The sequence below is a fragment of the Mycobacterium gallinarum genome, from assembly GCF_010726765.1.
Taxonomy (GTDB): domain Bacteria; phylum Actinomycetota; class Actinomycetes; order Mycobacteriales; family Mycobacteriaceae; genus Mycobacterium; species Mycobacterium gallinarum.
The window spans coordinates 2,013,518-2,028,467 of sequence record NZ_AP022601.1 but is presented as its reverse complement, the minus strand read 5'-3'; the positions used below and the strand labels follow the sequence as shown (position 1 = coordinate 2,028,467).

General features: G+C 65.4%; 14 protein-coding genes. 10 read left to right on the top strand and 4 right to left on the bottom strand.

Annotated features, from left to right (window positions below):
• Positions 1–100 precede the first annotated feature (100 nt).
• The 7 genes from ftsZ to G6N42_RS10020 all read left to right on the top strand — a co-directional run bounded on the left by ftsZ (position 101) and on the right by G6N42_RS10020 (position 5,348).
• Entirely contained in the window at positions 101–1,234 is a 1,134-nt protein-coding gene (gene ftsZ / locus G6N42_RS10050; RefSeq protein ID WP_163690324.1) for a cell division protein FtsZ, read from the top strand.
• 55 nt (positions 1,235–1,289) lie between these two features.
• Complete coding sequence (gene pgeF / locus G6N42_RS10045; RefSeq protein ID WP_197905528.1) at positions 1,290–1,997, top strand: peptidoglycan editing factor PgeF; 708 nt, start codon at positions 1,290–1,292, stop codon at positions 1,995–1,997.
• Between the two features lie 5 nt (positions 1,998–2,002).
• A complete protein-coding gene (locus G6N42_RS10040; RefSeq protein ID WP_163729235.1) occupies positions 2,003–2,815 on the top strand; it encodes a YggS family pyridoxal phosphate-dependent enzyme in 813 nt (270 codons plus the stop codon).
• On the top strand, positions 2,812–3,465 hold the full coding sequence (locus G6N42_RS10035) for a cell division protein SepF (protein ID WP_163729232.1): 654 nt from the start codon (positions 2,812–2,814) through the stop codon (positions 3,463–3,465). The genes G6N42_RS10040 and G6N42_RS10035 overlap by 4 nt, the downstream gene beginning before the upstream one ends.
• Before the next feature lie 159 nt (positions 3,466–3,624).
• Positions 3,625–3,915 (top strand): YggT family protein, encoded by a 291-nt coding sequence (locus G6N42_RS10030; protein WP_083125548.1) that lies wholly within the window; start codon positions 3,625–3,627, stop codon positions 3,913–3,915.
• 262 nt (positions 3,916–4,177) lie between these two features.
• Positions 4,178–4,993 carry a DivIVA-like cell division protein Wag31 gene (gene wag31 / locus G6N42_RS10025; protein WP_163729229.1) on the top strand — a complete coding sequence of 272 codons (816 nt, stop codon included), beginning with the start codon at positions 4,178–4,180 and terminating at the stop codon, positions 4,991–4,993.
• 46 nt (positions 4,994–5,039) lie between these two features.
• Positions 5,040–5,348 carry a DUF308 domain-containing protein gene (locus G6N42_RS10020; protein ID WP_163729227.1) on the top strand — a complete coding sequence of 103 codons (309 nt, stop codon included), beginning with the start codon at positions 5,040–5,042 and terminating at the stop codon, positions 5,346–5,348.
• Between the two features lie 54 nt (positions 5,349–5,402).
• Here the strand turns inward: G6N42_RS10020 and G6N42_RS10015 are convergent, their stop codons facing one another.
• Entirely contained in the window at positions 5,403–6,074 is a 672-nt protein-coding gene (locus G6N42_RS10015; RefSeq protein WP_163729226.1) for a phosphoribosyltransferase, read from the bottom strand.
• Between the two features lie 82 nt (positions 6,075–6,156).
• Between G6N42_RS10015 and G6N42_RS10010 the strand changes: the two genes are divergently transcribed.
• Positions 6,157–7,503, top strand: a complete 1,347-nt coding sequence (locus tag G6N42_RS10010) for a TIGR01777 family oxidoreductase (RefSeq protein WP_163729224.1) — start codon at positions 6,157–6,159, stop codon at positions 7,501–7,503.
• Here G6N42_RS10010 and G6N42_RS10005 read toward each other — a convergent pair.
• Both G6N42_RS10005 and G6N42_RS10000 read right to left on the bottom strand, forming a co-directional pair.
• On the bottom strand, positions 7,482–8,207 hold the full coding sequence (locus tag G6N42_RS10005; protein ID WP_163729223.1) for a type 1 glutamine amidotransferase: 726 nt from the start codon (positions 8,205–8,207) through the stop codon (positions 7,482–7,484). The genes G6N42_RS10010 and G6N42_RS10005 overlap by 22 nt on opposite strands.
• A gap of 8 nt (positions 8,208–8,215) precedes the next feature.
• The gene (locus tag G6N42_RS10000) at positions 8,216–9,454 is read right to left on the bottom strand and encodes a serine hydrolase domain-containing protein (RefSeq protein ID WP_163729221.1); all 1,239 of its coding nucleotides are present in this window, start codon (positions 9,452–9,454) and stop codon (positions 8,216–8,218) included.
• Positions 9,455–9,609: 155 nt separating this feature from the next.
• On the opposite strand from G6N42_RS10000, the gene G6N42_RS09995 reads away from it, so the two are divergent.
• Together G6N42_RS09995 and G6N42_RS09990 are read left to right on the top strand one after the other, a co-directional pair.
• Positions 9,610–11,151, top strand: coding sequence for a phospholipase D family protein (locus G6N42_RS09995; RefSeq protein WP_163729219.1), 1,542 nt, complete (start codon positions 9,610–9,612; stop codon positions 11,149–11,151).
• A gap of 162 nt (positions 11,152–11,313) precedes the next feature.
• Complete coding sequence (locus G6N42_RS09990; protein ID WP_163729217.1) at positions 11,314–14,589, top strand: helix-turn-helix transcriptional regulator; 3,276 nt, start codon at positions 11,314–11,316, stop codon at positions 14,587–14,589.
• Positions 14,590–14,619: 30 nt separating this feature from the next.
• Here G6N42_RS09990 and G6N42_RS09985 read toward each other — a convergent pair whose 3' ends face one another.
• Positions 14,620–14,925, bottom strand: a complete 306-nt coding sequence (locus tag G6N42_RS09985) for an integrase core domain-containing protein (RefSeq protein ID WP_163729215.1) — start codon at positions 14,923–14,925, stop codon at positions 14,620–14,622.
• Positions 14,926–14,950 lie beyond the last annotated feature (25 nt).

Sequence of the window (14,950 nt, the reverse complement as noted above, 5' to 3'; positions counted from 1 at the left end):
ACGGACCAACTTGACATAACTATAACCCTCTGGTTGAGGTTGAGAGTTTGCCGAGGTGATCCGCGTGTCGACAGCCAACCTGGGAGGAAAGGGCGATCCGATGACCCCCCCGCATAACTACCTCGCCGTGATCAAGGTCGTCGGCATCGGCGGCGGCGGCGTCAACGCCGTCAACCGGATGATCGAGCAGGGCCTTAAGGGCGTTGAGTTCATCGCCATCAACACCGACGCGCAAGCTCTGTTGATGAGCGATGCCGACGTCAAGCTCGACGTGGGCCGCGACTCCACCCGCGGGCTCGGCGCCGGTGCTGACCCCGAGGTCGGGCGCAAGGCGGCCGAGGACGCCAAGGACGACATCGAGGAACTGCTGCGCGGTGCCGACATGGTGTTCGTCACCGCAGGCGAAGGTGGCGGCACCGGTACCGGTGGCGCGCCCGTCGTGGCGACCATCGCGCGCAAGCTCGGTGCGCTGACCGTCGGTGTGGTGACGCGACCGTTCTCCTTCGAGGGCAAGCGCCGCAGCAATCAAGCCGAGACCGGCATCACCGCTTTGCGGGAGAGCTGCGACACCCTCATCGTGATCCCCAACGACCGACTGCTGCAGATGGGTGATGCCGCGGTGTCCTTGATGGACGCGTTCCGCAGCGCCGACGAGGTACTCCTCAACGGTGTGCAGGGCATCACCGACCTGATCACCACGCCTGGTCTGATCAACGTCGACTTCGCCGACGTCAAGGGCGTGATGAGCGGCGCCGGCACCGCATTGATGGGTATCGGCTCGGCCCGCGGCGACGGCCGGGCGCTCAAGGCAGCGGAAATCGCGATCAATTCGCCGCTGCTCGAGGCGTCCATGGAGGGCGCTCAGGGTGTGCTGTTGTCGGTGGCCGGCGGCAGCGACCTCGGACTCTTCGAGATCAACGAGGCGGCGTCGCTGGTTCAGGAAGCGGCGCACGCGGAAGCGAACATCATCTTCGGCACCGTCATCGACGACTCGCTGGGCGACGAGGTCCGGGTCACGGTGATCGCGGCCGGCTTCGATTCCGCGGGGCCGGGACGCAAGCCGGTGGTGGGTGCCGGACAGGCCATCGCACCTGCGGCCGCGGGCAAGGTGACATCACAGCTGTTCGAGCCCGCCGACGCCGTCAGTGTGCCGGTGCACACCAACGGTGCGACGGTCAGCATCGGCGGGGACGACGACGATGACGTCGACGTGCCGCCGTTCATGCGCCACTGATTCCCGTGCTCTCCGCTCTTCGTCCGAGAGCCTCATCGCCGCGATACTGGGAAACGTGACGGTTCGTATTCGGCGCGTGACAACGACGCGCGCCGGTGGTGTCTCCGCGCCGCCGTTCGACACCTTCAATCTCGGCGACCATGTCGGCGACGACCAGGCCGCGGTGGCCGCCAACCGCAAGCGGCTCGCTGCGGCGATCGGGCTGGGCGACGACGGTGTCGTGTGGATGAACCAGGTGCACAGTGATCGCGTGGTCGTGGTCGACGAACATCAGACCGAGCCGGTAGACAAAACCGATGCGTTGGTTACCACCAGGGCGCGTTTGGCTTTGGCCGTGGTAACCGCCGATTGTGTTCCGGTTTTATTAGGGGATGCGCGCGCCGGAGTCGTGGCCGGCGCGCACGCGGGACGGGTGGGGGCGCAGAACGGCATCGTGGCGCGCACGGTCGAGGCGATGCTCGACGTGGGTGCGCACGTCGAGGACATCTCGGTACTGCTCGGCCCGTCGATCAGCGGACGCAACTATGAGGTCCCCGAGGCGATGGCCGCTGAGGTCGAGATGACGCTTCCCGGCAGCCGCACGACGACGACCAGAAATACCCCGGGGCTTGACTTGCGGGCCGGAATTGCCCGGCAGTTAACGGATTTGGGCATTAGATCCATCGACGTGGACCCGCGCTGCACGGTGGAGGACCGCAACCTGTTCAGCCATCGGCGCGATGCACCGACGGGACGCTTGGCGTCTCTGGTGTGGATGGAGTGACGCTGATGACGGCAGCCACTCGCGAACAGGAGCTTGCCGACGCGCTGGCCGCCGTACGAGCCCGGCTCACCGCGGCGGCCGAGGCGGCCGGCCGCAATTCCGACGAAATTGAATTGCTGCCCATCACCAAATTCTTTCCGGCCGCCGATGTAACAATTCTGCACCATTTAGGGTGCGAGGCATTTGGCGAATCGCGCGAACAGGAAGCGGCGAATAAAGCGGCCGAAGTCGCCAATAGTGTGGGCGGCGCACCCATTCGCTGGCACATGGTCGGACGTATCCAGCGCAATAAGGCGCGGTCGATCGCGTCCTGGGCGTATGCCGCGCACTCGGTCGACAATGTGCGCGTCGTCGACGCATTGAACCGCGCCGCGGCGCGGGCGTTGGCCGACGGTGAGCGCGCCGCGCCGCTTCGCGTCTACATACAGATAAGCCTCGACGGCGACACCCAGCGCGGCGGCGTGGACGTCGAGCACCCGGCGTTGGTCGACGAGGTCTGCGCCGCGGCCGAGGCTGGCGAGGGCCTGGAGTTCGTTGGGCTGATGGCGATTCCGCCGTTGGGATCGGACCCGGACCAGGCGTTCGGCCGCCTGCAATCCGAGCTCGCGCGGGTACAGCGCGACTATCCGCAGCGCCTAGAACTGTCAGCGGGGATGTCCGGCGACCTCGAGGCGGCGGTTCAACACGGCTCGACGTGTGTGCGTGTCGGTACCGCGCTAATGGGGCCTCGTCCTCTAACGTCACCTGAAGTAGTCACTCCAGTCACATCTTCATCACAGACACCAGAGTCGGAAGTCATCAGAAGGGTCGAGCGATGAGCACACTCCACAAGGTCAAGGCCTACTTCGGGATGGCCCCTATGGACGACTATGACGACGAGTACTACGAAGACGACGACCGCGGCACCTCGCGCGGTGGATACTCACGCCGTTCGCGTGAGGACCGGTTCGACGACCGCTTCGAGGCTGACGGCTACGGTCCCGGTCGCGGCGGCTACGACGAGTACGACGACGCACCCGGTGGGTATCGCGGTGGGTTCCGTGACGAAGATCGATTCGAGCCGAGGATGCGCGGCACGCGCGACTTCGAGCGCGCATCCTCCCGGCTGGGCGCGTTGCGCGGTTCCACCCGCGGTGCACTCGCGATGGATCCGCGCCGGATGGCCGAGCTGTTCGAGGCGGGCAGCCCGATGTCGAAGATCACCACGTTGCGGCCCAAGGACTACGGCGAGGCCCGCACCATCGGTGAGCGGTTCCGCGACGGGACCCCGGTGATCATGGACCTCGTGACCATGGACAACGCCGACGCTAAGCGGCTGGTCGACTTCGCGGCCGGGCTGGCATTCGCACTGCGCGGTTCATTTGACAAGGTCGCGACCAAGGTCTTCCTGCTGTCGCCCGCCGATGTGGACGTCACGGCCGAGCAGCGGCGCCGTATCGCTGAAGCCGGCTTCTACGCCTATCAGTAGCTGCCGATCAGTAGGTCCTGAGCGGTTTGGGGCCATCGGCGCCGACGCCGTCACCGAACGTGCCAGGTAGGCTGGCGGCGTCGCGCGAGCGCTCCGGCTTCAGGCGTGCGCGGCCTTGTGCCTGTATCGAATGTCACACCTGTAGTGAGGTCGGCTCCGTTGTCGCAATTCTTCTCGATCCTGGGCTTCGCCCTGTTCGTGTTCTGGCTGCTGCTGATCGCCCGGGTCGTCGTGGAGTTCATTCGTTCGTTTTCCCGGGACTGGCAGCCCAAGGGGGTGACGGTGGTGATCCTGGAGCTGATCATGACCGTGACCGATCCGCCCGTGAAGCTGTTGCGCCGGATCATTCCGCAGCTCACGATAGGCGCCGTTCGCTTCGATCTGTCGATCATGGTGCTGCTGCTCCTGGCGTTCATCGGCATGCAGCTGGCATTCGGCGCAGCGGTCTGAGATCGGTCGGCACGCCGCGGATTTGGCGTTAGCGACGGCCGTCATCCGGGGGTTTGCCGAGGTCGATATTCGTTCACCGATTCGCGACATCGTCGGCGGGGAACTTGCGCGGGAACTTGCCGGGAACATTGAAATTCGCTCTTAATTATTGGGCTCTCCCGCAACCGCCGGGTCTGGTGTGACAGGATGGACGCCAGTTACGTTCCAGCGAGGCTCTACACTTTGAGATCGGTTTACGGTCCAGACTTCAAGGGGGCAGAGAATGCCGCTCACACCAGCCGACGTTCACAACGTCGCGTTCAGCAAGCCACCCATCGGCAAGCGCGGCTACAACGAGGACGAGGTCGACGCGTTCCTCGATCTGGTTGAGAACGAGCTGACCCGCCTCATCGAGGAGAACGCTGATTTGCGTCAGCGAGTCGCCGAGCTGGACCAGGAGCTGGCGTCCGGTGGCGGCGGTGGCGGCCAGTCGACGCAGTCGATTCCGCAGTACGAGCCTGCTCCGACACCTGCGCCCGCACCCGAGCCTGCCCCCCAGCCCGTATACGAGGCGCCCGCGGCCCAACAGTCGACCACCGAGGATCAGGCGATCAAGGCGGCTCGCGTGCTGGCCCTGGCCCAGGACACCGCGGACCGGTTGACGGGCTCCGCCCAGGCTGAGTCCGACAAGATGCTCGCCGACGCCCGCGCCCAGGCAGACGCCATGGTCAGCGAGGCGCGCCAGACCGCGGAGACCACCGTCGCCGAGGCCCGTCAACGCGCCGACGCCCTGCTCGCCGACGCTCAGACCCGGTCCGAGACCCAGCTGCGGCAGGCCCAGGAGAAGGCCGACGCCCTGCAGGCCGACGCCGAGCGCAAGCATTCCGAGATCATGGGGACCATCAACCAGCAGCGCACCGTGCTGGAAGGCCGCCTTGAACAGCTACGCACGTTCGAGCGTGAATACCGCACCCGGCTCAAGACCTACCTGGAGTCGCAGCTCGAGGAACTCGGACAGCGCGGCTCCGCCGCACCGGTGGACTCCAGCGCCAACAACGACTCCGGCAGTTTCAACCAGTTCAACCGCGGCAACAACTAGTCATCGGCGTTTCGCAGGCCGTGTCCCGTCGACCCAGGGTTGATCCATGTTGATCGTTGCGCTCGTGCTCGCAGTCATCGGCCTGGCCGCGCTGGTCACCGCCGTTGTCACCAGCAATGAGCTGATCGCATGGGTGTGCATCGCCGCCAGCGTGATCGGCGTGGTGCTACTGATCGTGGATGCGATCCGGGACCGCTCGCGAAACGATGACGGTGCCGTCGAGCGAGACGAAGTCGCGGAGTTCGACGAGGAATATCCGGAGTCCGCGGATCCCGCCGCGGAGCCCGATTACGAAGCGGAGACGACGGTCGTCGAGCAGGCCGACGACGTCGCGGGCGACGACCGCAATCGCTAAATCGTTGGGACTGAACTGAATTCGCGGCTCAGCCGCGGGTGTTGAATTCGCGGCTCAGCCGCGGGCCAGCAATTCGCGTACCTCATCGTCGGTGACCTGGTGGAAGTCCTCGTACACCTGGCCGACGGCTTCGAATCCCGGCGGCGTCATCGCGCACACCACATCTTCGGCTTCGGCCGCGAGGTCACGGCACGTCGATTGCGGCCCGACGGGCACGGCGACCACGATTGCGGCGGGGGCCTCGGCTCGCACCGCACGCACCGCGGCGAGCATGCTGGCTCCGGTGGCGATCCCGTCGTCGACCAGGATCACCGTCTTTCCGGCCAGCGCGAGCGGTGGCCGGTCACCGCGATAGGCGTGTTCGCGCCGGTGTAGTTCATCCGTTTCGCGCTCGATCGCGGCCTGTATTTGGTCTTCACTGATGCCGAGGCTGCGGACCAGGCTTTCGTTGATCACCACACCACCGCCGGAGGCCAGCGCTCCCATCGCGAGCTCGTCCCACTGTGGGACGCCGAGCTTACGGACCAGGAACACGTCCAGCGGTGCGTGCAAAGCACAGGCGACCTGCGCGCCGACCGGGACACCACCCCGGGCCAGCCCCAGCACCTGCACGTTGCAACGGTCGCGGTAGGACGCCAACTCCCGTGCCAGGACGTCGCCGGCCTCCCGGCGGTCCCGGAACACACGACCCGCATCTCGGCGGGTCAGCCGGCGGACTCCGCTCATCGAATCTCCGAATTTCAGATTACGACCCTGGATACCCAGACCGGGGGCAATCCGTCGGCGCTGCGGGTACGAATATCGACATATGGGCATCGAGTTGGAAACCGTCGTCGACCATCCGCTGGCAGAGGTCTTCGAATGGCACTCGCGAATCGGAGCGATGCGGCGGCTGGTACCGCCGTGGCAGCCGATGAAGGTGGTGAGCGAGGCCGACTCCCTGGTTGACGGCCGCGCGGTCCTCGGGCTGCCGGGCGGGTTGCGGTGGGTGGCGCAGCATGATCCCGACAGGTACGAGCCCGGACGCCGATTCGTCGACGTGCTCTCCTCCGACGGACCCCGGTCCTGGCCACCGCGCATCGTCGGACACTGGACCCACACCCACGAGTTCGGCGAGGCGCCTTCGGGAACGCGCGTATACGACCGCATCGACGCGCCGGTACCCGCGGCCGCGCTGCGACCGATGTTCGCCTATCGGCATCGGCAGCTCGCCGACGATCTGGCCGCACACCGGGACGCACGTGATGCGGGATTGCGCCCGATGGTGGTGGCACTCACCGGTGCGACGGGCCTGGTCGGCACCGCGCTTTCGGCGTTCTTGAGCACCGGCGGGCACCGGGTGATCCGCTTGGTGCGCCATGCGGCGCAATCGCCCGACGAGCGGCAGTGGGATCCCGATCATCCCGCCCCCGACCTGTTGTCGGGCGTTGACGCCGTGGTGCATCTGGCCGGCGCGTCGATCGCGGGCCGGTTCACGGCCGCGCACAAAGAGGCGATCCGCGACAGCAGGATCGGACCGACGCGCCGGCTGGCCGAACTCGCCGCCGCCAGTGACTTCAGCGGGCCGTTCGTCAGCGCCTCGGCGGTCGGCATCTACGGATTCGACCGCGGCGATGCCATCCTGTGCGAGGACAGCGTGCGCGGCGACGGTTTTCTCGCCGACGTCGTCGCGGACTGGGAGGCCGCCACCGCACCCGCCGCCGAGTCCGGACTTCGGGTCGTCAATGTGCGCACCGGAATCGTGCAGTCGGCCAACGGCGGAACACTACGACTGCTGCGTCCGTTGTTCGCCGCCGGGCTCGGGGGCCGCGTCGGCGGAGGACGTCAGTGGCTGTCCTGGATCGCGCTGGACGACCTACTCGACGTCTACTACCGCGCGCTGTACGACGCCCGGCTGTCGGGTCCGGTCAACGCCGTCGCGCCCGCACCGGTGCGTAACGCCGACTACACGAAGGCGCTCGGCCGGGTACTGCACCGGCCGACGCTGCTACCCGTGCCGTCGCTGGCGCCTCGGCTCTTGTTGGGGGAGCAGGGATCACGAGAGCTCGCCGAAGCCGATCAGCGGGTGGCTGCCACCAAGCTGGAGGCGGTGGGCCATCGATTCCGGCACCCGCACATCGACGGTGCGCTCGCTCACGAACTGGGACACGGCTGACGAACGACGTGAGTCACGAAGCCACGCACCAGATCGCGCACCCGCGACGATGCATCATCGGCAAGTTCTGTTGTGCGGGAGCGTAATTCATCGTGCGTGCGTCCGATGCTCGCGACCTCACCGTCGGTATCGTCGGCCAGCCACCGCTCGAGCAGCTCCGTGTCGACTTCCGGATGGAACTGCAATGCGAGCGCACGGCCGAGCACGAACGCCTGCGATGCATTGGCGGTGCGGGCGATCTCGGTGGCTCCGGGAGGCAGGGTCCATCGGTCGAAATGCCATTGGAACCACGGTCCGCCGGGGACGAGGTCCGGACTGTCGCTGGTGATGTCGTACCAGCCGATCTCAGGCTCCGTCGACCGCGCCACCGAACCGCCGAACGCCTGCGCCAGGAGCTGCCCGCCGAAGCACACGCCCAACAGCGCCACGCCCGCATCGGCGGCGTCACGTACCAACTGCGTCTCGGCGCCCACCCAGGTGCGGCGCAACGTGTCGTCGTACACCGGCCATCGCGCACCCAGCGGTACCACGACGTCGTAGCCGCCTGCGTCGGGGAACGTCACGTCAACGGCGGGATCGCCGACGCGCGCGGCGGGGACGACCTCGAACACCTCGACGTCGTATCCCTGTTCGGTGAACGCCTCGCCGAGCAGCGCTTCGGTCGCGAGGTGCTCGTTGCGGAGAAACAGAACTTTCGGAGCCACACCTCACCTTATTTCGGCGCGCGTACCGGTGGCGCGTCGTCGGGGGCCAGCACCGCACCGATCTTTCGGAACACGGTGTCAGCGGCGTTGGTGTAGTCGCCCTGGTCGTCGAAGGCTTCGGGAAGGTATGTCGCGGCGACCGCAATGGCGATCTTCTGTGATGGCAAGTAAGCCTCGATCGCCGAATACCCCGACATCAGCGGATTCTGCAGCAGCCAGTTGCCGGAGATGACGATGCCGAGGCCGTACGTGTAGCCGTCGGTCATCTCGTCACAAGTGGTGCACCCGGGCTGTTTGCGGGTCTTTCCGCGGAGGTCGGTGGACACCATCTTCTCGTAGGACTCCGTGGACAGTAACCGGCCGGAACCGATTGCGGCTGCGGTGGCCTCCATGTCGTAGATGTCGGTCGTCTGAATCGCACCGTGGGTGATGGTCCATGACGGATCCCAGAAGGTGCTCTCCTCGTAGAACGGTGAGCCCGACGGTATCTTGAGGAACGCGCGACGTTCCGAGCTGAACGCGTGCAGCACGGGTGCCGGAATCTCCGGCGTCAGCGAGTTCACTGTGTTGGTCAACCCGAGTGGCCGAAGCACCTTATCGGACAACAGCTTCGGCATCTCCTGACCGGTCGCCTTCTCCAGTGCGAGGCCGAGGAGCAGGTAGTTGGTGTGCGCGTAGTTCCAGTTGGTTCCCGGTTCGTAGAGCAGCGGCTGTTTGATCGCGTACTGCAGCAGATCGTGAACTGTCCAGCGCCGGAACGGATTGGCATACAGCGCGTCGTTCATCGCGGTGTTGCCGATGACGTAATCGACGTAACCCGATGTCATCTGGGCCAGCTGACCCAGCGTGACGCGGTCGGCGTGCGGAATCTCGGGCAGAAACTTCGACAGCTTGTCGTCGAGACTGACCTTCTGTTCGTCGACGAGCTTGAGCAGCAGCGTCGCGACGTAGGAGATGGCCACCGCGCCATTGCGGAAGTGCATGTTGGTGGCCGCGGGCACGCCGGTCATCGATTCGCCGACGGCGTCGGTGACGACCTCTTGCCCGTCGACGGTGACCCGGACGATGACCGCCTTCAGGTGTTCATCGGCCATCGCGTCGCGGACGGCGCGCATCACCGCGTCGGCCTTGGCGTTGTCGGTGTTCGCGCTCGTCGCGGGCGGTTCGTCCGGCAGCACGCCGGGCGTACACCCGGCGGTCAGGGCAATTGCGCACAGTGCGACCAGTAGCCGCCGGAGTACGGGCATGCCCGGATCTTCGCACACCCTCGGGTGCGTAAATAACCGCGAAAATGGGCATTCAGGTGCGTGTCTCTGCTGGCCGAATGGTTTCTCACGTCCTACCGGGTGATTTTCGATCCCGACGGTCTGGCCTATGCCGACCGGTTGCTGGGCCGCAGGCCATGAACATCACCGATTGGTTCCTCACCGCAGACGAACGCGGCAACCCCGATTCCGAGTTGCCCGCGTGGTGCGAAGGCAACAGGGCGGAGCCACTGATCCACGGCGCGACGTATTTCGACCAGCTTGTCACCGAAGTGCAAGCGCTCAACGCAGGTGATCATCTGTTTTTCACCGACTGGCGCGGCGACCCGGACCAGAAGATGCGCGACGACGGTCCGACCATCCGCGAATTGTTCTGTCGCGCCGCCGAACGCGGTGTCGTCGTCAAGGGTCTGGTGTGGCGATCCCATCTGGACAAGTTCGCCTACAGCGAGGAGGAGAACCGGCACCTCGGCGAGGCGATCGAACGCGCAGGCGGGGAGGTGTTGCTCGACCAGCGCGTGCGCATCGGCGGATCGCACCATCAGAAGCTCGTCGTCATCAGGCATCCTGGTGCGCCCGAGCGGGACGTCGCGTTCGCCGGCGGTATCGACCTGTGCCACTCTCGCCGCGACGATGCATCGCACCGCGGCGACCCGCAGGCGGTGCAGATGGCCGAACGGTACGGCGAGAATCCACCGTGGCATGACGTACAACTGCGGGTGCAGGGCCCCGCCGTGGGCGCCCTGGACATGACTTTCCGCGAGCGCTGGAACGATCCAGCGTCGCTGGACATGCTCAATCCGCTGGCGTGGCTGCGGGACAAGTTGGGCGGGGCCGATATGAAGGCGGATCCGCTGCCCGACCAGCCGCCGGATCCGCCGCCGTGTGGGCCGCACGCCATACAGGTGCTACGCACATACCCTGATGCGCACTTCGCTTACGACTTCGCGCCCAACGGCGAGCGCAGCATTGCGCGTGCATACAACAAGGTGGTGCCGCGTGCCCAGCGGCTGATCTACGTCGAGGACCAGTACCTGTGGTCGAAGCGGGTGGCGAAACTTTTCGCTCAGGCGCTGAACGAGAACCCGGACCTACATCTGGTTGCCGTCATCCCGCGCCATCCCGACGTCGACGGACGACTCGAGTTGCCGCCCAACCTCATCGGTCGCTGGCAGGCGCTCGAGACATGTCGCGCGGCCAGCCCGGAGCGGGTGCACATTTTCGACGTCGAGAACCCTGAGGGCACACCGGTCTACGTGCACGCCAAAGTGTGTGTCATCGATGACATCTGGTCGTGCGTCGGCAGCGACAACCTCAATCGGCGGTCTTGGACGCACGACAGCGAGCTGACCTGCGCCGTCCTCGACACCGATGGCGACTTCGCGCGTGATCTGAGATTGCGGCTGTTACGCGAACACCTCGACCGCGCCGACGACGGCAGCGACGATCGCGGACTGGCCGAACCGGCCACCGCGGTGCGCGAAATCATCGAATCGGCAGAGGAATTGGAGCGCTGGCACGCCTCCGGTCGACGTGGTCCACGGCCGCCTGGTCGCCTTCGGCCACACAAGGCGGAGCGGCCGAGCCTGTTCACCCGGCTGTGGGCCGAACCGGTCTACCGGTTGACCTATGACCCGGACGGACGTTCGTACCGCGATCGCCTCAGGGGCAGGCTGTAAAGGCGATTGGCAGGCTGGCCGATCGTTGTGGTGATGGTTCGACTATCTGGTTTCGCGGCGCCGAGAAGATCGACCGAACGTCGTGTCTCTGGAGCGGGGTGGGTCGTATATACGCGTATTCGCTGATGTATTGCCGCACGTCAGGGCTGCATGCTGGCTAGCATGAGCGCGACTGAGTGGAGCGAACTGGGCGTGAGCGAGCTGCCGACGGGGACGGTGACGCTGCTGCTGGCAGACGTCGAGGGCTCGACGCGGCTGTGGGAGACCCAGCCGGTGGAAATGAGCGCGGCGATCGCGAGGCTCGACGAGACGCTGGCGGGGCTCGTCGCGGCGCACCACGGGGTCAGGCCGGTGGAGCAGGGTGAGGGCGACAGCTTCGTGCTGGCCTTCGCGCGGGCAAGTGATGCGGTGGCGTGCGCGCTGGCGCTGCAGCGTGCCCCGCTGGCGCCGATCCGGCTGCGGATCGGCATCAACACCGGCGAGATCCAATTGCGCGACGAGGGCAACTACATCGGCCCGACGATAAACCGGACGGCGCGGTTGCGCGATCTCGCGCACGGCGGGCAGACGGTGCTCTCCGGGGCTACCGAGCCGGTGGTCATCGACTACCTGCCCGGCGGGGCATGGCTGACCGACCTTGGCACGCATCCGTTGCGCGACCTGCCGCGTCCCGAACGGGTTGTGCAACTGTGCCATCCAGACATTCAGAACGACTTTCCACCACTCCGCGTCGTGGGTAGCGCTGCGACGCAAAACCTTCCGGCTCAACTTTCCAGGTTTATTGGCCGAGACTCTGAGATGCGTGAAGTCGCCGGACTCCTCGCCGAGAATCGACTCGTCACACTTACTGGCGCAGGCGGAGTCGGAAAGACTCGCCTCGCTGTAGAGGTCGCGGGTGCGATAGCGTCGGAGTTCGGAGAATGTATCGCCTACGTCGACTTGGCTCCGATCACCAATCCCGTACTTGTCCCGGTTGCGGCCGCGCGAGCCTTCGGACTTCCCGACCAAAAAGGCCTGCCTGCGACCGAAACACTCGTGCGATATGTCGGCGAACGCCGTGCGCTGATGATCCTGGACAATTGTGAACACCTACTGGATTCCTGCGCAGCGCTGATTGACACCGTGCTGGCCGAATGTCCTTCGCTGGTGTTGATGGCGACGAGTCGGGAACCGATCGGAGTTGCGAGTGAGGCGACGTGGCGAGTCCCCTCACTATCGCTGGACATTGAGGCCGTCGAGCTGTTTGTCGACCGCGCCCGCAAGGTGAGCCCTGGCTTCCAGGTCATAGAGGACAATTCGGTTGCGGTGACCGAGATATGCCACCGCCTCGACGGCATGCCTTTGGCCATCGAACTCGCCGCAGCACGCATGCGAGCAATGTCCGTCGATGAAATACTCGCGAGTCTCCACGACAGATTTCGCCTGCTGACCGGCGGTGCGCGAACCGCCGTGCGGCGCCAGCAGACCCTTCGAGCTTCCGTGGACTGGTCACATGCCTTGTTGACCGAACCGGAACGCGTGCTGTTCCGCCATCTTGCTGCCTTCATGGGTGGCTTCAACCTCGATGCAGCGGAAGCCGTCTGCGGCGGCGGGCATGTCGAGCGTTACCAGGTCCTCGACGAGCTCACACTTCTCGTGGACAAGTCGCTGGTCGTCGCTGAAACTAATTCCAGTCCAACGCGATACCGAATTCTGGAGACGATACGTCAGTACGGATTGGAAAAGCTTGGCGAGTCAGGTGACGCAGATGCGGTACGCGGTCGTCACCGCGATTACTTCCTATCCGTGGCGACCGCACTGGACAGGCCTGAGCGAACGGAGCATGAAGGCCGCCTCGACCAAGCTGAACTCGAAATAGACAATCTGCGCTCGGCGTTCGTGTGGAGCCGTGAAAGCGGTGACTCCCAGCTAGCGCTCACGTTCGCCGCATCGCTTCAACCGCTTTGGTTGGCGCGGGGGAAGATCCGCGAAGGGCTTGCATGGCTCGAAGCTGCGCTCCTCGAGGACCGGACTGCCGCGCCCTCTGCGCAGCGAGCACGAGCGCTCGCCGACAAGGCGATGCTCGAATCGTGGGTATCGGCCGGTGACGCCGATCAAGCCGAGGAAGCGCTCAGCATCGCGCGTGACATCGGCGACCCGGCACTACTGGCACGCGCGCTCACCGCAGGCGGATGCGTCCGAGGACATGTCGTTACCAGCGCGCAGCCGTACTTCGACGAAGCGCTGGAACTTGCGAGGTCGGTCGATGATGCGTGGCTGGTCAGCCAGATACTCGGTTGGCAGGCCTACGGCGCAATGATGCTGGGGAACATTGTCCCAGCGTTGAAAGCCGGAGAGGCGGGACGGGACTTCGCTGACGCCATCGGAGACCGATTCGTCTCGCGGCAGTGCCGTTGGTGTATCGGCCATGTTTTGTTCTGGCACGGGGACTTGGCCGACTCGATCGCGCAGCTAGACAAGGCAGCGATGGAGGCGCAAGGTGCACACGACCTTTTTTGGGTGGGAATGAATCGTGCGAGCCAGGGGTGGCCGCTCGTGTACCAAGGAGAGATAGCCGCCGCAGATGCGGTCGCCGCTATGGCGGTCGAAGCCTCTGCGGAGATCCAAGGAATACAATTGGGATGGGCGTACTGGATCGTGGCATTGGCCGCACTCGCCTCCGGAGATGTGGAACGGGCGAAGCAGGCCAACGATATAGCTGCGCCATTGATGGATTTTCAGCCGGACGGCGCCAATGCAGGCTGGCATCTGAATGTCGAGATCGCCTTGGCCTTGGGGGATCTCGACGGTGCTCGGCGCTGGGCTGACGACGCGGTCGTTGCTACCTCTCAGAGGACCGCGCACGCAGTCATGGCGCTCGCCGCGCGGGCTCGCGTGGCGAGCGCGGAGGGACGGCTCGATCTGGCCGAGGAGGACGCTCACCGCGCACTGGCTATCATCGCCTGCGCCGAGGTCTATCTCTACCTTCCCGATATCCTTGAGCGCCTGGCTGAAGTGGCTGCGGGGGTTGAAAGCCTCTGCGCAGCGACCCGGTTGTGCGGTGCGGCGAACGGGGCGCGAGAACGATTCGGAGTCCTCCGCTTCAAGGTTCACGAACCCGAATACAACACGTCTATCGCAGCATTACGAAAATCGCTGGGCGACACCGATTTCGATGCGGCGTGGGCCGAGGGTGCGGCGTTGTCGACGGAGGAGGCGATCGCGTATGCCCAGCGTGGTCGTGGGTCGCGTAAGCGGCCGTCCAGCGGGTGGGCGTCGCTGACGCCGACCGAGCTCGACGTGGTGCGGTTGGTCAGTGAGGGGTTGGCCAACAAGGACATTGCGACGCGCCTCTTCATCTCGCATCGCACGGTGCAGACGCATCTGACGCACGTGTACACCAAACTCGGCCTTACCTCGCGCGTCCAGCTGGCGCAGGAGGCCGCGAAACATAGCTGACGGGATTTGTCAGGGGCTGTCTGTCTTGAGTCAAGAAGGTGGCAGGGTTTTGCTGTCGAGGTAGGCCTGTTTTGGGGTGCGGTCGGCCAGGGCTTGGTGTGGTCGGATGGTGTTGTAGATGATGCGGAATCGATGGGTTTCCATGTCGAGTGCGTCGCCGTCGCCGATGTAGCCGCGGAAGAGATGCTCGTATTTCAGGGTTTCGAAGAATCGCTCGATGACGCCGTTGGTTTGTGGTGATTTGATGCGTGTGCGGATGTGGCGCAGGAGCGGATCATGGCCGGTGAACAGGGTGTGGAAGTCTTTACCCCGGTAGCAGGGACCGTTGTCGGACACGATCGCAATCGGTGCAGGGCGTGGC